General features: G+C 37.9%; 21 protein-coding genes. 13 read left to right on the forward strand and 8 right to left on the reverse strand.

Annotation, left to right across the window (positions count from 1 at the left end):
• Window positions 1–22 precede the first annotated feature (22 nt).
• Window positions 23–1,066 carry a saccharopine dehydrogenase family protein gene (locus LBYS11_RS00965; RefSeq protein WP_103117269.1) on the reverse strand — a complete coding sequence of 348 codons (1,044 nt, stop codon included), beginning with the start codon at window positions 1,064–1,066 and terminating at the stop codon, window positions 23–25.
• Window positions 1,063–1,767: a class I SAM-dependent methyltransferase gene (locus LBYS11_RS00970; RefSeq protein WP_103117270.1), complete on the reverse strand. Its 705-nt coding sequence runs from the start codon at window positions 1,765–1,767 to the stop codon at window positions 1,063–1,065. The genes LBYS11_RS00965 and LBYS11_RS00970 overlap by 4 nt, the downstream gene beginning before the upstream one ends.
• A gap of 620 nt (window positions 1,768–2,387) precedes the next feature.
• Between LBYS11_RS00970 and LBYS11_RS00975 the strand changes: the two genes are divergently transcribed.
• From LBYS11_RS00975 to LBYS11_RS23370, 9 genes are all read left to right on the forward strand, one after another.
• Window positions 2,388–3,440: a helix-turn-helix transcriptional regulator gene (locus tag LBYS11_RS00975; protein ID WP_103117271.1), complete on the forward strand. Its 1,053-nt coding sequence runs from the start codon at window positions 2,388–2,390 to the stop codon at window positions 3,438–3,440.
• Window positions 3,441–4,112: 672 nt separating this feature from the next.
• Entirely contained in the window at window positions 4,113–4,574 is a 462-nt protein-coding gene (locus LBYS11_RS00980) for a GNAT family N-acetyltransferase (protein ID WP_103117272.1), read from the forward strand.
• Between the two features lie 65 nt (window positions 4,575–4,639).
• On the forward strand, window positions 4,640–5,704 hold the full coding sequence (locus LBYS11_RS00985; protein ID WP_103117273.1) for a hypothetical protein: 1,065 nt from the start codon (window positions 4,640–4,642) through the stop codon (window positions 5,702–5,704).
• 19 nt (window positions 5,705–5,723) lie between these two features.
• Window positions 5,724–6,710 (forward strand): hypothetical protein, encoded by a 987-nt coding sequence (locus LBYS11_RS00990; RefSeq protein ID WP_233732292.1) that lies wholly within the window; start codon window positions 5,724–5,726, stop codon window positions 6,708–6,710.
• Between the two features lie 152 nt (window positions 6,711–6,862).
• The gene (locus tag LBYS11_RS00995) at window positions 6,863–7,981 is read left to right on the forward strand and encodes a hypothetical protein (protein ID WP_103117274.1); all 1,119 of its coding nucleotides are present in this window, start codon (window positions 6,863–6,865) and stop codon (window positions 7,979–7,981) included.
• A gap of 43 nt (window positions 7,982–8,024) precedes the next feature.
• Window positions 8,025–8,498 (forward strand): GNAT family N-acetyltransferase, encoded by a 474-nt coding sequence (locus tag LBYS11_RS01000; RefSeq protein ID WP_103117275.1) that lies wholly within the window; start codon window positions 8,025–8,027, stop codon window positions 8,496–8,498.
• Between the two features lie 194 nt (window positions 8,499–8,692).
• Entirely contained in the window at window positions 8,693–9,343 is a 651-nt protein-coding gene (locus tag LBYS11_RS01005; RefSeq protein WP_103117276.1) for a phage tail protein, read from the forward strand.
• A gap of 44 nt (window positions 9,344–9,387) precedes the next feature.
• A complete protein-coding gene (locus LBYS11_RS01010; protein ID WP_103117277.1) occupies window positions 9,388–10,038 on the forward strand; it encodes a phage tail protein in 651 nt (216 codons plus the stop codon).
• Window positions 10,039–10,116: 78 nt separating this feature from the next.
• On the forward strand, window positions 10,117–15,291 hold the full coding sequence (locus LBYS11_RS23370; RefSeq protein WP_233732300.1) for an S-layer homology domain-containing protein: 5,175 nt from the start codon (window positions 10,117–10,119) through the stop codon (window positions 15,289–15,291).
• 48 nt (window positions 15,292–15,339) lie between these two features.
• On the opposite strand, the gene LBYS11_RS01020 is transcribed toward LBYS11_RS23370, so the two are convergent.
• On the reverse strand, window positions 15,340–16,047 hold the full coding sequence (locus tag LBYS11_RS01020) for a response regulator transcription factor (RefSeq protein ID WP_103117278.1): 708 nt from the start codon (window positions 16,045–16,047) through the stop codon (window positions 15,340–15,342).
• Between the two features lie 515 nt (window positions 16,048–16,562).
• Between LBYS11_RS01020 and LBYS11_RS01025 the strand changes: the two genes are divergently transcribed.
• The gene (locus tag LBYS11_RS01025; protein ID WP_054548899.1) at window positions 16,563–17,378 is read left to right on the forward strand and encodes a metallophosphoesterase; all 816 of its coding nucleotides are present in this window, start codon (window positions 16,563–16,565) and stop codon (window positions 17,376–17,378) included.
• 14 nt (window positions 17,379–17,392) lie between these two features.
• On the opposite strand, the gene tatC is transcribed toward LBYS11_RS01025, so the two are convergent.
• From tatC to LBYS11_RS01045, 4 genes are read right to left on the reverse strand one after another with little or no spacing between them, the layout of a single operon-like run.
• Window positions 17,393–18,238, reverse strand: coding sequence for a twin-arginine translocase subunit TatC (gene tatC / locus LBYS11_RS01030; protein WP_048390786.1), 846 nt, complete (start codon window positions 18,236–18,238; stop codon window positions 17,393–17,395).
• Window positions 18,225–18,452 carry a twin-arginine translocase TatA/TatE family subunit gene (gene tatA / locus LBYS11_RS01035; RefSeq protein ID WP_103117279.1) on the reverse strand — a complete coding sequence of 76 codons (228 nt, stop codon included), beginning with the start codon at window positions 18,450–18,452 and terminating at the stop codon, window positions 18,225–18,227. The genes tatC and tatA overlap by 14 nt, the downstream gene beginning before the upstream one ends.
• 28 nt (window positions 18,453–18,480) lie before the next feature.
• Complete coding sequence (locus LBYS11_RS01040; protein WP_004233912.1) at window positions 18,481–20,193, reverse strand: GMC family oxidoreductase; 1,713 nt, start codon at window positions 20,191–20,193, stop codon at window positions 18,481–18,483.
• 13 nt (window positions 20,194–20,206) lie between these two features.
• A complete protein-coding gene (locus LBYS11_RS01045) occupies window positions 20,207–20,956 on the reverse strand; it encodes a gluconate 2-dehydrogenase subunit 3 family protein (protein WP_054548901.1) in 750 nt (249 codons plus the stop codon).
• Between the two features lie 305 nt (window positions 20,957–21,261).
• On the opposite strand from LBYS11_RS01045, the gene LBYS11_RS01050 reads away from it, so the two are divergent.
• A complete protein-coding gene (locus LBYS11_RS01050; protein ID WP_233732305.1) occupies window positions 21,262–23,283 on the forward strand; it encodes a methyl-accepting chemotaxis protein in 2,022 nt (673 codons plus the stop codon).
• 577 nt (window positions 23,284–23,860) lie between these two features.
• Here LBYS11_RS01050 and LBYS11_RS01060 read toward each other — a convergent pair.
• Window positions 23,861–25,036, reverse strand: coding sequence for an alanyl-tRNA editing protein (locus LBYS11_RS01060; RefSeq protein ID WP_103117282.1), 1,176 nt, complete (start codon window positions 25,034–25,036; stop codon window positions 23,861–23,863).
• A gap of 156 nt (window positions 25,037–25,192) precedes the next feature.
• Between LBYS11_RS01060 and LBYS11_RS01065 the strand changes: the two genes are divergently transcribed.
• Together LBYS11_RS01065 and LBYS11_RS01070 are read left to right on the forward strand one after the other, a co-directional pair.
• Window positions 25,193–25,480 (forward strand): DUF6509 family protein, encoded by a 288-nt coding sequence (locus tag LBYS11_RS01065; RefSeq protein ID WP_036075918.1) that lies wholly within the window; start codon window positions 25,193–25,195, stop codon window positions 25,478–25,480.
• Window positions 25,481–25,631: 151 nt separating this feature from the next.
• Entirely contained in the window at window positions 25,632–26,777 is a 1,146-nt protein-coding gene (locus LBYS11_RS01070; RefSeq protein WP_103117283.1) for a VanZ family protein, read from the forward strand.
• Window positions 26,778–26,787: the final 10 nt, after the last annotated feature.

Genomic DNA, 26,787 nt, shown 5'->3' on the forward strand with positions numbered 1-26,787 from the left:
AGATGAGAGCTAAATGCCATTTTTATTGAAGAGACATATCAAATTGAGTCTGTAAGGTGTCTAATGTAAATAATTCCTCAATATGATAGGCTCCTGCTGGATGTTTATTGTTAAGAAACTCGTTAGCTATAAATGCTGCCACTTTCGCTGTTACAAGTGATTCATCGCGATCAAGAAAGTCTAATGTGAAGCTTACTTCTTTGTGATGTTTTGTCCCAATGGCTTCTATTTGTATGCCACACACATCAGAACCAATTTTAATTTTTTGAATAAGTGAAGCGAGCAAGATTTGTATACCGTTAAATTTTAATAGGCTAGCAATTCTACTCTTTTGTAAAAAGGATACAAATTTATTGAGTGGCTCAACATCAAAGCCTAATCTTGTGACGATAGGAGTAGAAGGGAAATGCTTTGTTAATGTATGCTGGTCAGAGAAATTAAATTGATACACACTTCGTTTCCCAATCTTTTTAAATTTCACGGTTCTCTTATTAGTAAAATTAGCAACCTTATGATTGTTGTAGCTACTAAAGGGTTTATTTAATTGTTGCAATATCCAAAGAATTGCCGCGGTGCCATGTGTATCGCCTGCCCCAAGTAAGATGGAAATATGCATCTTCTCGAGGGAGGATAATTGCCTTGCAGCATGCATGGCCATTAAGTTGGTCAATCCTGGAGCCATACCAACACTAAAAATGGCTGTAGAATGTTTTTGTACAGCTAGTGAGTGGAGTGCCTCTAACTTTTTAAGGAAGGTATAGCTTGCAGTAATATCGATATAGATAATCCCTTCATTTAAGCAGAGCTGTGCAAATGCAGTATCCTTTTGCTCTAGACACATAATGACCAGTGCTACATTTTCTAATTGCTCTGGATGCACTTTTTCTGACACATCCAATTGAAGAGGTCTTACTAAGTTTTTGTGCTCGACACAGAAATCCTTAGCCTTTTCTATATTTCTTCCGGCAATCCATATTCTGTTGGGATAGCTTTGCAACAATAATTTTGCAATTTTCCCTCCCACTTCACCATAGCCTCCGATGATTAAGATCTTCCCCTTTTTCATATAGTAGTTTCTCCCTTAATAGCAACTAAAGCGTCAATCATATGTGTTTTAAAATAGGGAAGGATTGTTGTAAAGCCAGCCTCTTTCAGTAAATTAATAAGCAATTCAAGATTAATCGGATGGGTTGTGACGCTAAAGGATTGCTCAAAGCGTTGCCAATGATCCTCACCTATTCCGTTATGAAGCATGGAGCCCCGCCAATAACAAAGCTCATGTTTGAACGTTTGTGAAGTTAAATCAGCATTTATCGATGAAATAAATAACACTCCATTTTCTTTTAAGCTATCCGCAATCTTTTGAAGCATTTTTCTCTTTTGATCAAGGCTTTCTATGAAATGCAAAACCAAATGACAACTAACTACATCGAAGACCTCATTTACTCTTAAGGATAGTAGATCCTTCTCAACCCACATAATAGTAGGTCGATGTGGTAGTGATCCAATTTGTTTAGCAGCCAGCTCCAGCATTACCTTTGAGGAATCGACTGCTGTGAAATGGGCAGAAGGAAATGATTTGCCTAAAGTGAGTAATTCCTGTCCACCTCCAGCACCTACCACTAAAAATTTATTTGCAGGAGTGAAATTCTGAAGTATATTGACCATCATGTCATAAATAAGATCATAGCCTATGATTTTTTGTCGAATGGACTGTTGATAATTGTTGACAGAAGGACTGTCCCAGCTATGTATAGATCTATTCATTAAAATACCTCCAAAGCAATTTATTTTTATACGTTAAAATTTCGAGAGCAATTCCTTCATCTTTAAGCAATCATTCTGATGAAAGGCTGATGATTGTTTAGTGAAGTCACCTAGTATCTGTGTAGGACTATTCCCTAAAAATATCTGGTGGACCACCTTAACTAGGTATGAAAATAGTTTGATGTGCTAGACCTCCTATAAGTTGTAATGGCACTCTTTTTGCATATAGATTAGCTCCCATATTAAGAGGAAGTACCATAAATTGTGCTTGGTTTTTTTGTATTTGAGCTAAAAGGGTATCTACTGTTTCCCAGGTAATAAGTTCAATATCCTCTTTTGTTCTGCCAACAGGATGCTTGGAAAAATAGCAGACGAGTTAGGGGCACTAATAGTAGCTTTAATCTGAATTCACACCACCCACAATTGCTTGAGATGATTTCTCTGAGCAGCCACTAATAACGGCAGTTGTTAGTAAGACAATAAAAAATAAAAAATAAAATTTCTTCAAAATAGTATTCCTCCTTGTTGAACTTCTGTACAATTCAATTAAGAATTATTCTCAATTATAAACTTTCGGAAAAAAAGAACTATCCCATATTTCTGGGGGGAGGTAGGTTTTTATGAAGGAAGCACACTATTGGCAAAGAAAATCTGACCAATGCTTCAAGCACAGCAAAAATTCGTTTGAATATCGTCAATTGATGATAGAAGCTCTAAGAACACATATAAATTTTGATGCGTATTGCTGTACATTAACGGATGCACATACACTTTTTTCAGTAGGAGCAGTCACAGAAAAATCAATAGAGGCGATTCATCAGAAGATTATGGAGTTGGAATATACGACAGAAGATGTAAATAAATATGGATTCTTAGTTCAAAGTGGTCAAAACATAGGTAGGTTAAGCGATTCGTCAAGTCAAAGCTTCCGTTATAAAAAAGTGTTTATGCCCAATGGTTTTAGTGATGAAATAAGAGCTGCATTAACCTATCAAGGACAATGCTATGGGTTTTTAACACTTTTCAAAAGAGCTGAAAATGAGCAGCCTTTATTTCAAGATCAAGATCTAGTGCTTATAAAAATACTGATGCCAATTATGGGGCAATCGTTAAAGGAGTTCCATCATTATATTATTGAGGAGAGGATTCCAGCTGTAGAAGGAGAACAAGGCATTGTTATTTTTGATAAAAGTTTAAAAATTCTTTCAAGTAATACCAAAGCTTGTGAATTGCTCTCTATTTTAAGAAAGTATGAAAGTTTAGCCGATATACAAGTACCTAAGCCTATTCAAGCTATATGCGCAAAGCTACTAGCTGACAATTACAATTCAAATACTTCTTTAATAGTACCTATCAAAGATACAGGCTATATTGCTATTCGGGCATCACTTTTGCTGACAAGCCAACAAGAACAGCAAATTGCTTTATTAATAAATGAAGCATCATCAAGAGAAATGCTCAATTTCTTAATAACGGCCTATAATCTTACCCCTAGAGAAAAGGAAGTAGTATTTGAAGTTATTAAAGGGATTCCTACAAAAGAGATTGCTTATAATCTTGATATTTCAATCTACACAGTACAAGATCATTTAAAGGTAATTTTTCAAAAAGTAAATGTCTCAAATCGAAATGAGCTAGTATGGAAGATCTTCTCCCGCTTCCAATTAGATTAATAAGTTGAACTAACGAATCTGCTAGCTTTCTAGCAGATTCTTCATGTTGTTGAAAAAAGATGATGTCAACTTTTCCTTAACTTTCATACTTAGCTGTAGTGAACAAATAGCCCATTATTTGTATAACTAGAGAAAGAATAGGCTTTTTTTCATTGTAGAGAAGTGATGGGTGACAACACCTCTTCATAAGAGTAGTGAAGACCTCCACCTTATTTGAAAACCTTTGCTAAAAAGGTAACACTTTTGTGGGGCGGATTGGAAGGCTACTTGACTCCGGTGGGATAGCGAGACAGGCGAACCCTGCATGGAATGGAAGCGGATCAGCGCTCGCCTACAGGAAAGTAAGTATAAAGGAATTAAATCCATTTGATAGTTAAAAAGAAGCCAATAACTATACTTTAGCTACTAGTATCACTAATCATAATAAAAGGTTAAGAAAAATTAACCTAAAAAATGGAATAAATTCATAGTGAAATCTATTGACCTATAATATAATGAAAAAAAGGCTAAAAGCCACAAAATAAATGCAATAACAGACTTTTTATTTGGGTATTAAGTATTATTTATTACTAGGATTTTAAAAATCTGAATTTTTTGATAAATGAAGTATGGGAGATATAGGATATGACTCTATAATTAGTAAGCTATTCAAGAAAAGAAGGAGGCGAAAGGATGGAAGTAGAGCTTAAGTCTATTACGAAAGAGGACGAGCCATTCCTTTACGAAGTCTATGCTTCTTCTCGTAGGAAAGAAATAGATTCATGGGGATGGTCTGCTGAACAAATACAGCACTTTTTAGAAATGCAGTGGTGCGCACAGCAAACCTCATATAGACAACAATTTCCACATGCAAGCCATTGTATTATTACTTCAGATGAGCAATATGTTGGAAGATTGTTAACAGAAGATTTACCTGAGCGACTACATATAATTGATATTTCTATTTTGCCAAGTTTTCAAGGTAATGGAGTAGGATCTTATCTCATTAGCAATCTTCAGCAAAAGGCAAAAGAAGAAAATAAACCAGTGATATTACAAGTTCTTCATACAAATCCTGCAAGAAATCTATATGAGAGACTAGGATTTCATGTAGTGTCAACTGATGAACTCTATTTAAAAATGAGGTGGCAATAAACGTATCAAGTCTTTTAAAGCTGATTCCCGTCCATTATTAAAGACTAAAGAGAGGTGAATGTGAAGTGCCAATATCAAATTCGGCTTTACAGACATATGAAGAAAATTTACGGCAAACGATTCAGTACTTTTTTAATTTAGAGGGACAAATCGAAAGTGTCATTGTACAAATTGACAGCAGTATCAAAAACTATATTCAAAAAAAAGAAAGGAGATTTTTATTAGCAAGTAAAAAGAAAGAAAAACATCTCGAAGAAGTAAGAATACTACAATCGGATTTACAAAAATCTTTAATTGGTATGGCACATATTAAACAGCTACTAGTCAATGAAATAAACACTTTGCAAAAAAATAACAGAGAATTACAGCAAACTTTTAAGGAAATGCTTCCCCTACTTCCATTTGCAGTATCAAGCATCCCTTTTGAGACAAGTTTTTCTTCAAATGTTCAATTCAACATATTGCTGTCCCTCTTAATTGAAAAAGAGATAGTAACAAAATTACCCCTTCTAACTGCAACAATTGAATCGAGTCAAGTAAATGAAATAATAGTAACCCTAGACAAGTTTGATGTGAACATAAAAGAGCAAATAAATGAAGCAAAAAGCAGTGTTGCTAAATTAATGTCAATCATAATGGATACTGAAAATGAATTGGACAAACTATTTGGCGATGTCGTCTCTAATTTAAATCAAAGTGATAAGTTGTCAGAATCGCCCTATACGCAACAGGATGTCATTACTGAGATTAAGAGCAAGGGAGAGCAGTTGAAAATATGGGCGGACCATTATCAAATGCTTCATACAATGTTTGAAAAAGATATGGAATTCCAAGAAGCTATACATCTAACGGCAAAAGTATTAAGCGAAAGTTTAGAGGAACCAGCACAAATCTATCAAAACCAGAGAGTTTTACAAGGAGCTTATCTACTCGAAACAGGTGCGAACTATATGACATTAGCACAAGTTGTAAAGCTATCAGAACAACAGGCAAAGCTTTTAGTAGCAGCATACTTATTGCTAAACCAAGAGAGCATAGCAGTAGTTGCTGAACAAGTGAATTTAGAATTTATGGAGATTGAAGCTTTTTATAAAGAAAATAAAGAATTATTTTCTTTAATTATTTCCTAATCAGAAAGGAGAAAATGCTATGCCAATTTCGGAATATCAATTAGACAACTATGTAAAGGAACTTCAACCCAGTATTAAAAATATAATTGAACTAGAAGACAAGCTTGGAAAAGCCGGTGGAGATATAGACAGTATTTTATCTAAATTAAAAGATGAAGGATTTGACCTAGGTGCATGGCTTGGTGACAATCTATTTCGGACAGATAACCCGAAAAGGAAAGAAACAGCTATTCAACTGTTAAATGACTTAAACAATGAATTAAGTAATGCAAAAATTGATTTAAATATTTTAAAGCATGATATCCAAGATGAATTAAATACTTTATTAAAAGAGTATGGGGACTGGAAAACTTACTTTGATGATAGGTTACCATTTATTGCGTTTTCCATAGCTGTACCTAAATTCCAGGCTTTTAATCCCTTTCATCGTTTAATGCTAGGGTTTGTATTAACCGTCGTATTGAAAGATATATTACTACCAATATTTGAGGTATTAGGGTTAGGTGTCGTAGGTCTTATTGTTGTGGTGGTGTTAATAGATGGAATAATTCAAGGCGAAAAAAGAATGGAGCTATTTGAAAATATCCAAAAAGAAACAAAGGCTGCGATGGAGGATGTTAAAAAGTTAAGACAGGATATCAATGATGTGCAGGTGCAAGTAAATGCCTTTTTTGAAGATGTGGCAAAGAGCTTTCAAGAAACAGGCTTGTTAACAAAGCCTTATACAAACCATCAGGAGCTAGTATCGTTCGTTAAACAACAGGCTGGCACATTAAGACGTTGGTCGGATCAATATGATTCGATGAAGCGAATGATTAATAAAGGCTTAGATATTGAATTTTCAGCAGAAGTGGTTGCTGCAAATCTAGTAAATAAACAAGATGATGAAAATGAATTAGACAATTACAGCAAACTGTTAATGGGTGCCTACCTTATTGAAATGGGAGAGCAAAATAGTGTAGTTTCTCAAAAGCTTGATATGTCCCTAGAAAGAATTAAAAAGTAAAAGCAACCTACATGTTATTTAAAATGCATACACCAGATGAAATTGCACAAGTCTTGGTAATGGATGTAAACGAGGTCATGACAATTCAAGAGACAAATAGCGATTTAATAGCAATTGTTAGCTAAAAAATAATTTTAGAATGGATGGATAATATGGCGATTACAGAAGCGACATTAGCAACCTATGTAGAAGAATTACAGCCTACTCTAAAAAATATTTATGAGGTAGAAGACAAGCTGGCTGAATGTAAAGAGGGAATTGATAGTATCATTTCTAAGCTATTGGACGAGGATTTAGAAATTAGTGCATGGCTTGGGGACAATGTATTTCGTACAGATAACCCAGAGCGAAAGGCACAAGCAATTAAGCTTTTAAAAGAGCTGAAAAGTGAGTTAAGTGGAACATCAATTGACTTAAATATTTTAAAGCATGATATCCAAGATGATTTAAATAGTTTGCTAATGGAATTCCTAGAATGGAGAAAGTGCTTTAAAAATACGTTGCCATTGATTTCTTTATCAATCGTTGTGCCTTCTTATAAAAAAATCACTTTAGATAAATATGTAGCGCTTACATTATTTGTTGTTAATCAATGGATTGGAAAAATAAAAGTGCTGGATAGCTTAGTAGCAAAACTTGGTACGCTTGGCGCAATAGCAGCTGTCCTTTATCTTATTACAGGAATTATTCAAGGGGAATTACGCAAAGAGTATTTTGAAAATATTCAAGCAGAAACGAATAAGGCAAAAGAGGATTTAACTAAGACAAAAGAAGAGATTAATCGTGGCCAAAGTCAAGTTAATGCTTTCTTTAAGGATCTTGCAAAGACTTTTAAGGAGACGGGACTTTTACACGATACGGATGTAAATCATCGAGAGCTTGTTTTCCTAGTAAAGGAACAAAACTATACATTACGCAAATGGGCGGATCAATTTAATGCTATGAAACGGATGCATGAAAAAGGGATGGATTTATCCGTAGCAGCGAGTATAGCTGCAGAAGCATTATGTAAAAACGTTGTGGACCAAAATGAGTTACAAAAAGTCACTAATACTTTATTAGGTTCGTATTTGATTGAGAACCATACGGATTTAGCTGAAATCTCCAATATTTTAAAAGTCTCTGGAGATCAAGCAAAGAAAATAAAAGCTATGTATATGTTATTTACAAAGCATACACCATCCGAGATAGCAAGAGTTTTAGAAATGGAAATTCAAGAAATCGAAGCTATACAAGAAGAAAATAAGGATATTTTAGCGAGTGTTGCTTAATATTGTTTGAAATTTCAGGAAAGAGGTGAGTGGCAAAGCAAAAATGAAAGATAAAGTGAAATTGCGAGTGGCATTAAGTGAAGAGGAAGATACCCTTTATTCATTATTTGTATCTACAAGAAAAAATGAATTTGCCATATTAGAATTGGATGAGCAACAAATAGAAGGTTTATTACGTATGCAATACGATGCTCAAAAAGCTTCTTATCAGCAACAATTTCCTAATGCCAAATATGAAATCATAATGTATGAAGGTGTAGGTATTGGTAGATTAATAACCGAGGTACAGCAAGAAGCAATACGTCTGATTGATATTTTCATACTTCCTGAATATAGAGGTAGAGGAATCTGTACAGTGCTATTGAGGGAATTTCAGCATGTAGCTGCTGAATCTAGATTGCCAATAGAATTAACTGTGTTGATGGGGAATCCTGCACAGAGGTTGTATGAGAGATGTGGGTTTGTTGTTACCGGAGAGGTAGTGCCGCATGTGATGATGGCGTGGCATAGGAAATAATGAATGTTTCTTTGAACTTACTAAGTAGTTTTGTCATTGGAGTTAAAGTGAGGGAACTGCCGATTTTTAAATGATTGGAATACTTATACGATTTTTAAGTTAATTATGAGTGTCGGAGAACCTTTCAAGCGTATTTGTATTAAAGGAAATTTCCCTCAGTAAGAATAAATAAAATTAAAGTGAGGTATAAAATTATGGCCGAAATGTATATGGGATCTATTGTTGCATGGCCAGCACCATTTGCTCCAAAGTACTGGGCATTTTGCAACGGTCAAGAACTTCCAATTCAACAGAATCAAGCTTTATTTGCTGTATTAGGAAATCGATATGGTGGAGACGGAAAGAATACTTTTTGTTTACCAAACTTAAATGGACGTGTGCCAGTAGGCGCGTGTGGGAATGGGGGAATGGGAGGAACTATACCACAAGGAGTCACTACGTGTAATCTAGGACAGACTGGCGGTGTGGAGAAAATAACCCTTTCTCCATTAAATATGCCACAACATACTCATAGTGCAACTACGTCTACATCTAATCTAACAGTAAGTAATATGAACGTTGCAATCCCAGCCTCCTCTCAAGGGGGAGGAAGTAATTCACCAAATAATGCAAGCCTTGCAGCCTCTGTAGATCAAGGTATGGGAACAGCAGATTTTTATACAGCGGGAACTACGGATACAAACTTGAAGCCATTTTCTGTCTCAGGTGGAACAGTGAGTGGGAATGTAACAACCACGATTGCGCCAGCTGGACAATTAGCGCCTTCTGCATTGGATATTCGGCAGCCTTTCCAAGCGTTGAATTATATTATTTGTATTCAAGGCTGGTTCCCTATTCGAGAATAAATAAAATCTATTTTTTATTAAATAAAATTAAAGTGAGGTATTTTATGGCAGAGAATTACACAGGAACTATTGTAGCATGGCCAGCATCATTTGCTCCACAGGGCTGGGCATTTTGCAACGGTCAAGAACTTTCAATTCAACAGAATCAAGTTTTATTTGCTGTATTAGGAAATCGATATGGTGGAGACGGAAAGAATACTTTTTGTTTACCAAACTTGAATGGACGTGTGCCAGTAGGCGCGTGTGGGAATGGGGGAATGGGAGGAACTATACCACAAGGAGTCACTCCGTGTAATCTAGGACAGACTGGCGGTGTGGAGAAAATAACCCTTTCTCCATTAAATATGCCACAACATACTCATAGTGCAACTACGTCTACATCTAATCTAACAGTAAGTAATATGAACGTTGCAATCCCAGCCTCCTCTCAAGGGGGAGGAAGTAATTCACCAAATAATGCAAGCCTTGCAGCCTCTGTAGATCAAGGTATGGGAACAGCAGATTTTTATACAGCGGGAACTACGGATACAAACTTGAAGCCATTTTCTGTCTCAGGTGGAACAGTGAGTGGGAATGTAACAACCACGATTGCGCCAGCGGGACAATTGGCGCCTTCTGCATTGGATATTCGGCAGCCTTTCCAAGCATTGAATTTTATCATATGTATTCAGGGGATATTTCCTAGTCAACAGTAGGTGTTGCAAAATGCTAGGTTCATATAACATTTCTTTATTTGATACATAGAAGGAATAGTTTTGTTGGAGGAGATATTTATGAGACAACGTTATAAGAAAATAGTAAGTATCCTACTAATCTTTCTATTATTTTTTCAATGGATACCCAGTACATTTGCTGATTTTACACTAGCAACACCACCAAGTGTAAACTATAAAGCAGTGGCTTATGGTGATGGTAAATATGTAGTTACTGATACTACTGGTAAGGCTTATTATTCAACAAATGGATCATCATGGACACAATCAACTATTATAACTGCCTTACAAACAATTAACTCAGTAGTTTATGAAAATAATCATTTTATGGCAGTTGACAATTCATCTAATTTTTATACGTCATCAGATGGGCAAACATGGACAACAGCTACTTCAGTAGATAGTAGTACCCCTCTTCATTCAGTAACATATGGATATAATAAATATGTTACTGTTGGTAATTTAGGTAATATGTATGTTTCTAGCAATGGGGTGACATGGCAAAAAAAAACCCCACAGACAAATCATCTTTATGGTGTAATATACGCTAATAATCAATTCGTCGCAGTAGGTGCTGGTGGAACGATATTAACATCTCCAGATGGGGAAAATTGGTTATTGCAAACCTCTAATACCAAAAATATTTTAAGATCTGTAATTTATGCAAATGGTCAATATGTGGTCGTTGGTCAAAATGGAACGATTCTCACCTCACCAGATGGGGTATATTGGACAATTCAATACAATTTACCAGTAGATGCAATGTCTTTCCTCTTAACTAGTGTATCTTATGGAAATGGTCATTATGTAACAGTGGCAGCTTCTGGTAAAGTATATTACTCTAAAGATGGAATAAATTGGTATGAACAAGCGGTTGGTTTAGGTAAAACTATTTTACAGGGGGTTACTTATGGAAATGGCCAGTTTGTAGTAGTTGGTAATAGTGGAACTATACTGTATGGGAATCCAGATGTACCGACTCAAGCACCCGCAGTTATAACCTTAACCCCAGCGACAAATATTACGAGTAGAGGTGCAACGGTAGGTGGGGAGGTAACTTTTGATGGAGGGGCCGAGATTACAGAACGTGGAATTGTGTATTCAACGAGTACCGAACCAACTACGGAGAATAGTGAGAAAGTAACTGCTATTGGAACAACGGGAGCGTTTAGTGTTGATCTATCAGGTCTTAATCCAAGTAGTAATTATTATTACCGAGCGTACGCGAAAAATTCGGTGGGGACTAGTTATGGTGAAAATGAGATGTTTGAGACACTAACTGTTTTGCCAGAATTGGGAGGCACGGTAAGCATCACAGGAGAGGCTAAGTATGATGGTGTGCTAACCGCGGATATTAGTGGTATCACGTATACACCAACAACGACAGCGGATGATGTGCCAACCTATCAATGGTATAGAGGGAACACGGTAATTCCAGGAGCGACCTCAATCACATATACGTTGGCAGAGGCCGATATCGGTGAGAAACTCAAGGTTACAGTTAGTGCCGATGGAACGCATGCGACAGGAAGTGTAACGAGTGGAGCGACGGCAACTGTGGAAAAAGCGAATGGTCCAAGTGCACCGTCAGCACCAACTGAAGCCAGTAAAACGCCGACAAGTATTACGCTAAATGGAGTAGCAGGTCAAGAATACAGTAGAGATAACGGGACGACCTGGCAGGATAGTCCAATCTTTAGTGGACTCACTTCAGATACGGAATATATTTTTATCACGAGAGTGAGAGAAACTGCGACTCATAAGGCATCACTAGTAAGTGCAGGGGCACCAATCCAAACTCAACCTGTAGCGATTCCAATAATAGGAGGCACGGTAAGTATTGCAGGAGAGACAAAGTATGGAAACGTATTAACCTCGGATATTAGTGGCATCACGTATACACCAATAACGTCATCAGATGTACCAACCTATCAATGGTATAGAGGGAACACGGTAATTCCAGGGGCGACCTCGTCCACGTATACATTGGTAGAGGCGGATATTGGTGAGAAACTCAAGGTTACAGTTACTGCCGATGGAACGAATGCGACAGGAAGTGTAACGAGTGAAGTGACGGCAACTGTGGAAAAAGCAGATGGACCAAGTGCTCCATCAGCACCAACTGAAGCCAGTAAAACAACAACAAGTATTATGCTACATGGAGTAGCAGGTCAAGAATATAGTAAAGATAACGGGACGACCTGGCAGGATAGTCCGATCTTTAGTGAACTTACTCCTAATACTGGGTATATGTTTATCACGAGAGTGAAAGAAACGGCAACTCATAAAGCTTCGTCAGTGAGTATAGGAACACCGATCCAAACTCAACCTGTAGCGATTCCAGTAATAGGAGGCACGGTAAGCATCGCAGGAGAGACAAAGTATGGCAGCATGCTAACCGCAGATATTAGTGGGATCACATATACGTCAACGACGATAGAAGATGTGCCAACTTATCAATGGTATAGAGGGAACACGGCCATTTCAGGGGCGACCTCACCTACGTATACGTTAGTTCAAGCAGATATTGGTGAGACGATTAAAGTTACAGTCACTGCCGATGGAACGAATGCGACAGGGAGTATAATGAGTGGTGAAACAGCTTTCGTGGAAAAAGCGGATGGACCAAGTGCTCCGCCAGCCCCAACCGAAGCCAGTAAAACATCGACAAGTATTACGCTAAATGGGGAAGTAGGTCAAGAATATAGTAAAGATAACGGGGCAACGTGGCAGGATAGTCTAATTTTTAATGGACTAATCCCTGAAACGGAGTATACATTTATCACGAGAGTGAAGGAGACACCCACTCACAAGGCATCACTGGTAAGTACAGGAACATCGATCCAAACACAAACTCAACCTGTAGCGGTTCCAGAAATGGGAGGTACGATAAGTATCACGGGAGAGACGAAGTATGGAAGCGTGTTAACTGCAGATATTAGTGGGATCACGTATACGCCACCAACGACAGCAGATGCACCAACCTATGAATGGTATCGAGGGAACACGGCTATTTCAGGAGCGAACTCTTCCACATATATGTTGGTTCAAGCAGATATTGGAGAGACGATTAAAGTAAGAGCCAGTGCCGATGGAACAAATGCAACAGGAAGTGTAATGAGTGGGGAAACAACTATTGTGGAAAAAGTGGATGGACCAAGTGCTCCGCCAGCCCCAACTGTAGCCAGTAAAACAGCGACAAATATTACGCTAAATGGGGTAGTAGGTCAAGAATATAGTAGAGATAACGGAACAACGTGGCAGGACAGTCCGATCTTTAGTGAACTAACGCCTGATACAGAGTATACGTTTATCACGAGAGTGAAAGAAACGGCGACGCACAAAGCTTCATTAGTAAGTGCAGGAACCCTAGAGAATACTTCTGTGATTAGTACGTTTACTATCACCTACAACGGCAATACAAACACAGGGGGCACAGCTCCAACAGATAGTGAAACGTATGAGCAAGGAGAAACTGTAACAGTTCTGGGTAATATAGGAAATCTAGTAAAAGTGGGTTACACGTTTGAGGGCTGGAACACGCAAGCAGATGGAAGAGGAATAGATTATGCATCAGCTTCAACTGTCCTTATGGGTAGTGGAAATATCATATTATATGCAAAATGGAATCCAGTGACTGTAACACATACGGTAAGCTTTGATGTAGCAGGGGGAAGTGCTGTCTCTAATCAGACGGTAGTACACGAAGGAAAAGCAAGTCAGCCAACAAAAGCGCCAACGAAAGCTGGCTATACATTTGGTGGCTGGTATACAAATAATGCCTACACAACACCATATAACTTTAATACTGTAATTACAGCAAACACAGTGATCTATGCAAAATGGATTAGTAATAATACAGGTGGCGATAATACTGATCCTTCACCAAATCCTGATTCAGGTTCATCAACACCTTCAACCAATGTAGAGGAAATTGTAGTAGATGTAGAATCTGGAAATGGTGATGTAGTTTCAAAAACAACGATAAAACGAGCAAAAAATGTAGATAACACGATGAATGATGATGTCACATTAACAGCAGCAAGCGCAACAGAGACAATTAGGAAATTAAAGGAACAAGGGAATGATAAAGCAAGGATTATCATCCCAGACGAGAAGGATCAAGTAAATCAAGTCCAAGTGTCCATTCCGAAAAATGTGCTGTCACTTCTGCAAAATGGAGCAGTCCATCTCGAAATTGTTACCGATAACGTTAGAATTGAAGTGCCAAAAACTTCATTGGAAATGTTTAATGAGAATCTATACTTCCGACTGGTTCCTATAAAAGAGTATGATAAACAGCTAGAGATTGAAGAACAAGCCAAAAGAGAAACCGTTGTGCAGCAATTGGTAGAAGGTAGGGTTGTAAAGTTGCTTGGTCGTCCGATGACCATCGAAACTAATATGCAAAGCCGTCCTGTTAAATTAACATTGCCGTTGCCTACAGATTTAACAGATGAACAACTTGCCAATTTGGCGATCTTTATCGAGCATAGTGATGGCACAAAAGAAGTTGTACGTGGGAAGGTTGTAGAATATCAAAAGGGAATAGGTTTACAGTTTGAGGTGAATAAATTCTCCACCTTCTCCATTCTCTACTTACCAGAGAAGGAAGAAGTGAAGGAGCCAATTACTGAGGGTGTTACCCATCTACCTTACATTCAAGGCTATCCAGATGATACCTTCCGTCCAAATGCTCCTGTTACAAGGGCACAGATGGCAAGTATGTTTGCTCGTCAATTAACAGGTAACGCCATACCGCAAGCAAAGGCAACCTATACAGATACATTCCAACATGATGCTAAAGATGCAATCGAATTTGCGAAGGAAAAGGGTCTGTTTAAAGGGGTTACAGCAACGAACTTTAATCCAAACGGCTTTATTACGCGTGCACAGATGGCTACAGTGGCAGCCCGTTGGATAGAACAGCAATGTGTAGAACGTCCTGATGCAGATTTCTGTTCACCAACCTCACAAAGTGCAGTATTCAAAGATGTGAGTGTCCATCATTGGGCAAGGCAAGCAATTGATACTGTCAATGCAGCGGAAATTATGACAGGAATAACAGCAGATACATTCAATCCAGATGGATTGTTAACACGTGCACAAGCAGTGAAGGTATTAAATCGACTGTTTGAACGTCAAGTTCTCATTGAAGATCAAACACCATTATTTAAAGATGTTCCAAAACACCATTGGGCATTTTATGAGATTCAAGAAGCCGCAAAAAAATAACCAAAAAGAGGGTACGCGATTCGTAATGTAATCGCAGTGCCTTCTTTTTCATGGCTCGAAATGGAATTTATATCCCGAACCCCTCACTGTTATAATCTTTGCTCTATGGCCAGCAACGGATTCTAGCTTTTTTCGTAAATTACTAATATGAACCTTCAATGCCTGTGTATGCCCGATACTTTCCTCTGCCCAAATAAGCTTATACAGCTCTGATGGGGGAAAAATTTGTCCTGATCGTTGTGCTAGAAAGAAAAAAATTTGAAATTCCTTTGTAGATAGGGCTAATGCTGTGTTACCGATATATACTCTTCCAGAATGAACATGAAAGTGAAAATCCTCTATTATATGAGCTTCTTCCTCTATGTGGTGTACAGCAGCTTTAACTTGAAATTGCTTTCTACGCATGGATATTCTCTTGATTGTCTTCATTAAACGCTCTTTCTCAATAGGCTTTAAAATATAGTCAACAGCCTGTACATTAAAAGCTTCTATTGCAAAACGTTCATATGCAGTGACAAATACAATGTCCATTAAAAAAGGAAGGTCTGCAATCTTACTAGCAAATTCAATACCATTCATTTCGGCCATATCTATATCTAAAAAAAGAATATCAGGTTTGAGTGTAGGGATGTTTGCAATAGCTTCTAGTGGATTTACGAATTTTCCGATAATAGTAACATCGCTATTATCATGTAACGTGGCTTCTAATAAATTGATTGCTAAAATTTCATCATCTACTATGATGGCTTTCAACATTTTTTCACCTCTTATCATCTAAATTTAGAATATTATGTAGCCCAACTGTACTAAATAAATTTTTCGTCATCAGTTTTATACTTGCCTGTAGCAATGGAAGCTGGATTCTGAAATTATTCGATTCTGTAAATTATGTAATTTATTAGTATGTAAAACACATTTATCGTCCAATCTAACTGGATCATTACTTACAATAAAGCAATTCTTTTCTCCTTTAACTGATTTAAGTTTATTAGTATTCTCGCACTTTAGTAAATGAGATGCATTTCCCATATCGTGATGTATTATGAGGGGATAATAAAATATGCCTTTCTACCCATAGTATAGCATGCCAATAGTTAACAAAAAATAGATTAAAGCGTGTATATAATCTAATGATAAAAATTTTAAGCTAAGTGTATTTGTGCATTTTGTGTATTTAAAGTGCATATACTTACAATCACTCTGTTTTTTGCTTATAATGAGAAAGTCAGAATTATTTCTGAAAAAAGTAGCCACAAAGTGAGCGATTGCGATTGAAAAAATTATTATATGGTATCTTCTTTGTTGTTTTTATAGTCATTTTTTTGTACGTAAACAATCACTGGCTAGTCGTAAGTAAACATGTGTTTGAATCAGATAGTGTGCCTGACAGCTTTGATGGGCTACGCATTGTACAAGTTTCGGATTTACATGACGCTGTCTTTGGTGACAAGCAACAAAAATTGATTGCTAAGGTAAAGGATACAAAGCCTGATTATATTTTTATCACAGGTGACGTGATCGATAGTAATCGCTATAATTTAAAACAAAGCCTACAAGCAGTGGAAGGACTAGTTAAAATAGCGGATGTTTATTATGTACTAGGAAACCATGAGGTAGCGACGAATAAGGTGAATGAAATTTATGAGGCGCTGTCATCGTTAGGGGTACATATTATGGCCAACGAATCGACCGTGTTAGAGCGCGACGGGGAGCGCTTGGCGATTGTTGGTATTGAGGATCCGTTAATGGGTAGAACAACAGAAGATATGCTGGACATTGCAACGGCCTATTTGCCAGACGATATGTTTAAGTTGTTACTAGCACATAGACCAGAATTATTTAATACGTATGTAAATTATCACATAAATTTAGTATTTTCGGGACATGCGCATGGTGGGCAAGTTCGTATTCCTGGGCTTGGAGGACTTGTGGCACCAGGACAGGGGCTGTTCCCAAAATATACAGCTGGTGTCTACGAAGCAGGCGCGACGAAAATGGTAGTTAGTAGAGGGTTGGGTAATAGCACAGTACCATATCGTATTTTTAATCTACCAGAAATTATTGTGATGGATCTAAAGAAAAAATAAGCACTGCGTAAAATTTACGCAGTGCTTTCAATTTGTTTGCGTTCTATACGTTTAACGAGGTAAATACTTATTTCATATAAAATAATCATCGGTATTAATACGAGTAACTGACTTATAAAGTCTGGTGGCGTGATAACAGCGGAGCCTACGCCCATTGCGATATAAGACCAGCCTCGTATTTTTTTCATGGATTCAGCAGTCAGTACACCAATGGCTGATAAGAATAGGGCAACAATCGGTAACTCAAATAATAGACCAAGCGGTACAGTCGTCATGATTAAAAAGTGCATATATTCATTTGCTGATACCATGACATCGAAATTGGTAGCCCCAATGCTTACTAAGAATGTATAGCTAAGTGGGTTAACGACGAAATAGCCAAAAGCTACGCCTACTAAAAATAGAACTAACATGATTGGTGCATAGAGGCCTAAAAAGCGACTTTCCTCTTCTTTTAAGCCTGGTTTAATAAAGCTCCAAAGAAAGTGGACGAGGAAAGGCATTGCAAGACCAAAAGCTAAAGTTGTTGAAATCGTCATGTAAAATTTAACTACTTCTAGTGGTCCTAAAATAACGAGTGAGTGACCTCGCGTTATGAATGGAAACCAAATATTAATAGTAGAAAAGACAACAATGAAAAATAAAATAAAAACCGTTAACCCTTTGATAATTTGCTTACGTAAATCACTAAGATGCTCCAATAATGAGGTAACAGGTATCAGGGGTTCATCTGACACATGATCCTCTTCAATTGCTACCGTAGGTATTTCAACTAAAGCCTCCACTGGCTTTGGAGGCTCGGCTTGTGGTTTATCTAGAGGGCTTAAATATTTTCTTTTTCCGTCTTCATATGGATCCATAGGAAACCCTCCTACGAAGCATCAGATTTTTTTTCGACCTTTTCACGGTATCATCTTCATCATCCATAAGTCCCTTAGTAGACTTTTTAAATTCTGCAAACGTTTTGCCAACCGCTCCACCGATTTCTGGTAATTTTTTTGGGCCAAATACAATTAATACAATCACTAAAATAATGATTAATCCAGGTACTCCAATTGCTCCTAGACCTCCCATAAGTCTTGCCTCCTTTAGAATAATTTTTTTATACTAATGAACCACCTGATTGACTGTATTTGATGACTCCCTCAGCACAACGGTAGGCAAGTGCCCCTAATGTGCCTGTTGGATTATAACCACTATTGTGTGCAAAGTTGCCTGCACTTACTGCGAAAAGGTTGTCAACATCCCAGTGCTGTAAATAATTATTCACAACCCCTTGTTCTGGTGTTAAGCTCATCACCGTACCACCTGTATTATGCGTTGTTTGGTAAGGCACGATATTGTAATCGGTAATTTCCGCGTTAGGGACAATTGTTTTAGCACCCATTTCCTTCATAATGTCAGCTGCACGTGCAGAGATATATTTATGAAGAGCTCGATCCTGATCAGTAAAATTGTATGTTAACTGAGTTAATGGCAGCCCGTAAGCATCCTTATAGGTAGGGTCCAGTGATATATAGTTTTCCTTATGTGGCATAGATGCTCCTTGCGCACCAATCCCAAATGAACGTGTATAGTAATAAATAGATTGCTTTTTAAATTCTGGTCCCCAAGTAGGCGTATCAGGCGGAGTTGGATTTGAGCCGATTGGTCGCGTACCTGTCTGTGTAAGTGCAATATTACCTCCGTGAATAAAATCTAAATCACTATGGTCAAAATTATCACCATTGTAATCGTCTATACACATGCCTAACGAACCTGCACCCATAAATGTATTGTATTGTTCCTCGAAGAACCCAGCAGCACCAGGCAAAATTTGATAGCAATAGTTTCTGCCAAGTGTTCCTTTGCCAGTAGTAGGGTCATATCTTTCACCAATGTCAGAGACCATTAATAGCTTGGCATTATTAAAGACATAACTAGTTAATACAACAGCATTAGCTGGCTGAATGAATTCTTCTCCCGAAACAGTATCGATATATCTTACACCTGTAGCCTTGTTACCCTGCTTTAAAATTTCAACAACATTGGAATTAAAGCGTAAATCAAAATTTCCTGTCTTCAGGGCTGTAGGGACAACAGTAATTTCTGCGGACGACTTTGCACCATATTCGCATCCAAAGCGTTCACAAAAACCACAATATTGGCAAGCGTTGATCGTTTCGCCATCTGGGTTTTTATAAACCTCTGATACATTAGCTGATGGAACCATATAAGGCGTTAGCTTCAGGTTTGTTGCAGCTTTTTCGAATTGTGCAAGCATAGGCGTTTTTTTCATAGGCGGTGTTGGATAGGGATTCGAACGCTTTCCACTAAATTTATTTTTATCATCACCTGAAATACCAGCTGTTTTCTCGAACTTATCGAAATAGGGCTCAAGCTGATCATATGTTAATCCCCAATCCTGAATCAGATAATCTGGTCCAAGCTTATTTGGTCCATAACGTTTATCTGTTAATGTCTTGATTTGAAAATCATAGGGTAAAAATCGATAAGTCATTCCATTCCAATGTGTTCCTGATCCACCCAGACCCTCTCCAAGTAAGAAGGAGCCAAGCTGACGCATTGGTAATGCCTTCATATTGCGATCATTCCGAAAGCTTACGGTCTCTTTAGAAAGATTTTGCATTAAATCATATCGGATGGCATAACGGTATTCGTCATGAACATTTAAATAATCCTCGGTCCCACGCTTTTGACCTCGCTCTAAACCGACTACCTTTAAGCCAGCTTTAGCACATTCAGCAGCGACAATACCGCCAGTCCAACCTACACCAACTGTTACAACGTCTACACTCGGTAATGTTTTAGCCATTTTGTATCCCCCCTTAGTGGTTGCCTAATGGATTAGGCTCAATTTTTTGGAACTTGGCATCTTCTATTTGTGTAATATAAGCCATCTGGTGACCAGGGAAGCCCTTCATACGCCAGCCATCCATATTGCGATTTCCTCCATACATAGGGTCAGAATAAGCTCCCTCTAATGTAGCTGCTCGTAATAATGTAAAGAAGAACGCGGAAGTAACCCCAACCATTTCTATGTCACCTTTTTGGAAGGCAGTTAATATTTCATCCATTTGTTTGCCATCTAAATCGTTAAAGCTTTTCTTATAACGCTTTTGTGCTTCATCCTCCATTTTTTGAATACCCTGTCTAAAAATTTCTGCTCGCGTTAAACGGCTCTGATAGCCTTGAGTTGGGGCACCAACATCAAATGGACCTTGCATATATTCTTTAGAGTTACTTCCATAATTTCCTGCAAGTTGATGATCGATAAAATAGGGAACGTCTAAACCAATAGCTCCTGGTCCCAAATCGTCCTCTGGGAAGATACGTTCCGTGGCCTTTGATAAGATACTAAAATCTTTTTCATTTCTGAAGAACATCTTAGCTTTTGGTGAGCCTGTGGCCTCATTCGTTGTTTCATGACCACCATGCTCTAGGGTAGAAGTACCTTTACCATGGATGTTGTAACCAACTAATCCTCCAATTAAACCACCACCGACTAATGTACCAGCAGCAATACCTGTAGTTTTTAAAAAGTCTCGACGAGAAACATTATTTTTGTCTGAACTCATGGAAATCCTCCCCTCAAAATGTGTTAAACGGATCCTATCTTTAATAATCAGCAAAAAATGTGAATTATAATCAATTTTTGTTGGAAAATGTTTTAATTACCTCTATTAGCATGGTGTACTCTCCTTTTTAATGACAAGGGGGATCTATGAATTGAAAATTTTGTAGAAAATTGTTAGCACTATAAAGGTAGTGTAAATGGTATTATTATACATTTATTAATCATATTGGAAAACTTTTGTTGACTTCTACTTTTAGTGACTTTACTCTGAAGTTATGCAAAAATATGCGGATTGTATAGCTAAAAATGGAAGAAGTGAGAAAAAGAGAAATGTGGTTAAAAGGTATTGGTGGTAAATTAATTGTTGCAATTATAGCTCTTGTATTTGTAACATGTGGCACGCTTGGGCTATCTACTTGGATAAATAGTACAAAAGCTGTGAATGAGCAAGTGGAATCTAATTTGGTATCTAGAGCAGAGGATGTTTCCCAATACATAGAAGAACACTTCCAATTAACACTAGTGGAGGTGGAAGCCATTGCAGAGCAAGAGGCAGTTCGGAGCATGGACTTTGAAAAGCAGAAGCAGTATCTCTCGAAACGTCTTGCCAGTAATGAAAATTACTTAGGTTTTGGCATTATCAATGCTAATGGAGTTGCCCATTATCTGGATGATACAACAGCTGATCTAGGGGATCGTGATTACGTAAAAGAAGGTTTTACTGGTAAGTCTGTCATGTCTGACATTACGATTAGTCGTGTAACAGGTGAACCAGTCATTTTAATCGTTTCTCCAATTGACACAGTGACAGGTGAAAAAGCTTTATTATTAGCACGTATTGACGGCTATTACCTATCTAAAATTGTAGAAGGCATTAAGGTTGGAGACAGTGGCTATGCATTTATGTTAGATGCTAACGGAACAATTATTGGACATAATAATCATTCGTATGTGAAGGAGCAATACAATCCAATTAAGGCAGCAGACGAAACAGGTATCAAGACAGGCAGAGCAATGGCTGCTAAAGAAATGATTGCTAATGATAACGGTTATTTTTCTTTTGAAACGGAAGATACAGGAACTAGTCTAATGGGCTATCATACCCTCGATAATGGTTGGAAAATGGGGGTTATCGCATTAGAAGATGAGATGTTTTCAGGGCTTTCTAAGCTTAAGACGAACTTCATTGTCACTACGATCATAGTTTCAATACTTGGGCTATGCATCTCATTTGCCATTTCTCGCTCTGTTAGTAGACCACTTCGACATGTACTTCGCATTAGTGAGGGCTTATCGGAAGGAGACTTTACACAGGAAATTCCAGAAAAATATTTGAAACGTATTGATGAAATGGGAACGATGGCACGTGCATTAGATCGCATGACTGATAATATGCGGGAAATGATAGCCAAAGTGAGTCGAGAAGCAACGGCAGTGAATGAAGCTGCGTGTGATTTAATGGGAGATGTAAATGGAGTAACAAAGCGTTCAAAGCAAATTGCTGGTGCAATAAGTGAAGTAGATCGAGGGGCACAAAGCCAAACTGTGATGGCAGAGGAAAGTGCCTCAGCAATGGAACAAATGGCGATAGGGATACAAAATGTAGCTGAAGTTGCCTCCACAATTGCTTGTAATACAGATTTTATTTCCCAGAAAATTAGTGAAAGCAATCATGCAGTTCAACAATCCGTTTTACGTATGAATGAGATTCAGCAAGGCACAACAGATGAACTATCAATTATTCACAAGCTAGAAAAAGAGTCAGAAGAAATTAGCTTAATTTCAAAAATGATTACCGATATCTCCGATCAAACAAATTTATTGGCATTGAATGCCTCTATAGAAGCAGCACGGGCAGGAGATGCTGGTAAAGGCTTTGCCGTTGTAGCAGAAGAAGTTCGCAAGCTATCGGAGCAAACAGCAGAATCAGCTACTAAAATTAATGTGCTTATTGAAAGAGTTCAATCTTATACATTAGAAGTAGTAAAAGCAGCTGAATTTGGTGAAGATAATGTTGAGCGTGGTTTAGCTTCTATTGAGGCAGTGGGAGAACGCTTCGAGGAAATGGTTCAAGCAGTAGGAGAAATAGCAGGTCAAATCGAAGAAATGAATGCTTCAGCTGAACAAATGTCTGCCAATACGGAGGAAGTTTCCGCGTCTATGGAAGAAATGGCAGCTACTGCACATGCGGCAAGTGATTATGTGCATGAGGTAACAGATGCAACAGCGGAACAGTTGAAGACGGTAGCAGTAATGAACAATCAAACTGAAAAACTATCAGAAATGGCAAAACGTTTATATGAAGCCATTCAAAAATTTAAATATTAAATTAGAGAGGAGCTGTCTATTAATGACAGCTCCTCTCAGAGTGTTGAAAAACAAAACCATCCATACAATTTTTGTGAAAGGTCAAAATGGATTACCGCTCCATGCAGAGGATCGTCTGTCTCGCTATCCCACGAAAGTCAGGTATCCATCCACTCCACCTCATAAAAATGTTACCTTTTTAGCGAAGGCTTAATTGAAGGTGTTCACTACTCATTTTATGGAGAGGTGTGGTCAATCATCATTTCTCCCATTGAAAATAAGAGTCTATCCTTTCTCGAATTATACATTTGCTATTTTGTTCACAACGACTGTATGAAAGATAAGGAAAAGCCACTTTTACAGAATGGTTGATTGGAGTGGAGCCAGTGTCACTCCTAGGGGATTTAGCGTCATAGATGAGACCCTGGAGCGAACGTAAGTGAGTGAAGCGACTCGTCGGACGCCCCCTGGAAAGGACGCTGGCGGAACGGAAATCAACCCCTCGCCTAGTCAAGAAGTCTTTTTCTGCTAGCGACATTTTCTTTTTCAACAACATAGTAGGAGCCGTCTTTTAATAACAGCTCCTCTATATATGCAACTAAGCATCTTGCATCGCTGCTAGTAATTCTTCTTTCGAAACGGTGCAATCGCCACCGCCTTGTACCATTTGGTCACTTCCGCCACCCTTACCATTAATAAGCGGCAGTGCCTTTTGGGCAACATCCTTCATGCTTTTTGAAACATTATTACCTCTTGCTGCAACGAATTGTAGTTTGCCTTCATTTTCAGACACAAGTAGAGCTATTACATCTTTCTGTTCCGTAACAATCATACGGGCTATTTTTTGTAGCTCTTGCATTGTTCGCTGATTAAAAGCAGCCGTTACGACACCTTCGCTATTAACAAGTGCCTTTGCTTCATACGTGAGTAATTCCTCTTTCGCAGCAGCGAGTGCTTTTTCTGTAGTTTTTTGAGTAGATAAAACTTTTGTAAGTGCTGTGGCAGCATCAATCTCAGGGACACTTAATTGACGAGCAACGTCCGCTAATACTTTTTTCCGCATGCCAAGCTCAGTCAAAACGCGTTGACCACACACAAAAGAAACGCGCACATTGCCCTTCATTTTTTCAGTCCCTAATATTTTGATGGAACTAACTTGCCCTGTGGATGTAGGGTGAGTGCCACCACAACCGTTGTAATCAAAATTAGGGATAATCACAAGTCGAATGTCTCCCGTCACTGCAACTTCTTTACGAAGATTATAGTTGCCCAGCTCTTGCTCTGTAACCCAGATAGTTTGAATGGGGCGGTTCTCTAGAATAATGTCATTGGCTCTTGCTTCTGCCGCTGCAAGCTGTTGCTCAGAAATCGTTTCTATAGCAAGATCAATTGTTACTTGCTCACTGCCTAGATGAAAGCTTACAGTCTGCGCATTAAAAAGCTCTACAAAAGCAGCTGTTAAAATATGTTGCCCAGCATGCTGCTGCATATGATCGAATCGTCTTGGCCAATTTAGCTTGCCATGTACCACACCATCTAAAGTCGATAGATCACCTTCAATATAGTGACGAATTTCATCATCCACTTTTTCAACATCTATGACCTCCAACGCATTCAATGTACCTGTATCGTGAGGTTGACCACCACCAGTTGGATAGAAAGCGGTGTTCGATAGTACAACATAATGACGGTCGGATTCGTCAGTTCCTTTACTAATAATAGTTGCATCAAACTCTTGTAACATAACGTCTTGATAATATAATAGCTCTTTCATGAAAAAGCCTCCTCGTATGTAGGGAAATTTAGTTCTAAATTAATTCCATTTCATTGTGGCATAATTACTGACAGGTGTATACGAGTTTTCTAGTTGACCCATGCTGAAATTGATTTAATATAGAAAAGAACAGCTAAAGAAAAAGGAGCAAATATAATGGAAATTACACAATTCTCAATGGAAGAGATTTTAGACCCAACAAATATTATTGAAGGTAAGCGTTATGAATTTATTCTGGATGTAGAAATTGATGAAGAGGATGAGCTTTACCACGAAGCTGGCATTGAAATTCGTGTCCTAATTGGTGAAAAAGACGAAGAACCATTTATATTAAATTACTTCATCATGGAAAAGGCTGAAGGTGAATATTTAGACTTTGCATTAGAGGATGATGAACTAGAAGAAATTTTGACATTCTGTAAAGAAGAAATAGCGAAAGCATAGTAAGTAACAGGTAGAGAGTATAGATTCTTTACCTGTTTTTTTATTGAATTAAGGATTATGTAAGCTTGATGAAATATACATGTAGTATTGAAGGACTAAACTTAGTTTTAGTGTTCAGAAAATAGGGCAATTTAAAGAGAGAGGTGTTTCTATGTCAACGTACACGCAATCCATTTTTATAGCATTTTTCATAACTATTATTTTATCCTTTGTACTATTTATACCATGGCTGATTTATACGTATCGTAAGTATGGATACTTATCGATGTCCAAAACCATTATCATGTTCTCATTTATTTTTTACTTTTTATCAGCGCTTTGTTTAGTATTACTACCATTTCCGTCTACAAGAGATACTTGCTCACTTCAATCCGCGGACACCGTTCATACTAATTTGCGACTTTTTCAATTTGTTGATGATGTTTTAAAGGATAGTGGCGTTGTTGTCACAAATCCATCTACATGGCTTGCTATCACAAAACAGCAGGCATTTTTTCAAGCCTTCTTTAATTTCTTACTACTAATGCCATTCGGCGTTTACTTGCGATATTTTCTTAAAGAAAGAAGGTACTGGAAACGTGCATTTTTAATTAGCTTTTTGCTAACATTGTTTTATGAGGTCACACAAAGAACAGGCATTTATGGCATCTTTAATTGCGCATACCGAATCTTTGATGTCGATGACTTATTACTAAACAGTGTAGGTGCGCTCCTAGGTTTCTTCTTAGCACCAATTGTTTGGGCATTATTCCCCTCTCATGAAGAGGTTGAGGCTAAAGCTGCTGAAATGGAAAAAAATGATATTGTTAAGCCGATTTCTATTTTACTAGCATTGGCCATTGATTTATTTATCGTCCAATCAGTTTGGATGATTATTGGTGTTCTGACAGGGTATAGCGGTACTTTTGAATTCTTAGTGAAAATGGCTCTGTACGTGGTACTCTTTGGGGTGTTACCAAGTATGATGAATGGTGCAACACTCGGTATGAAGGTGATGCGTTTTACAATGGTCAACAAGAATGGCAAAAGTATTGTAAAGCAATCATGGCATCGTTGTATTGCTATTATCGCTACCTTGTGTTTATCAGAAGCCATTACAACATTAGGTGACATCCAATTAGATATGGATTCACCATTTTATGTTCTACAAATTGTCATTTCTCTACTTGCCGCAATAGCAGGTTTTGCACTTACAATGATAATAGCTATTCATGTGGTACGGGTCATCGTAAGTGGTGGAAAACGACGTTTGTATATCGATCAATATGCAGATTTAATGGCAACAAGGAAAAAATAAGGGGGCTTGT

Origin of the sequence: Lysinibacillus sp. YS11 (assembly GCF_002896375.1) — a bacterium.
GTDB lineage: Bacteria > Bacillota > Bacilli > Bacillales_A > Planococcaceae > Lysinibacillus > Lysinibacillus capsici.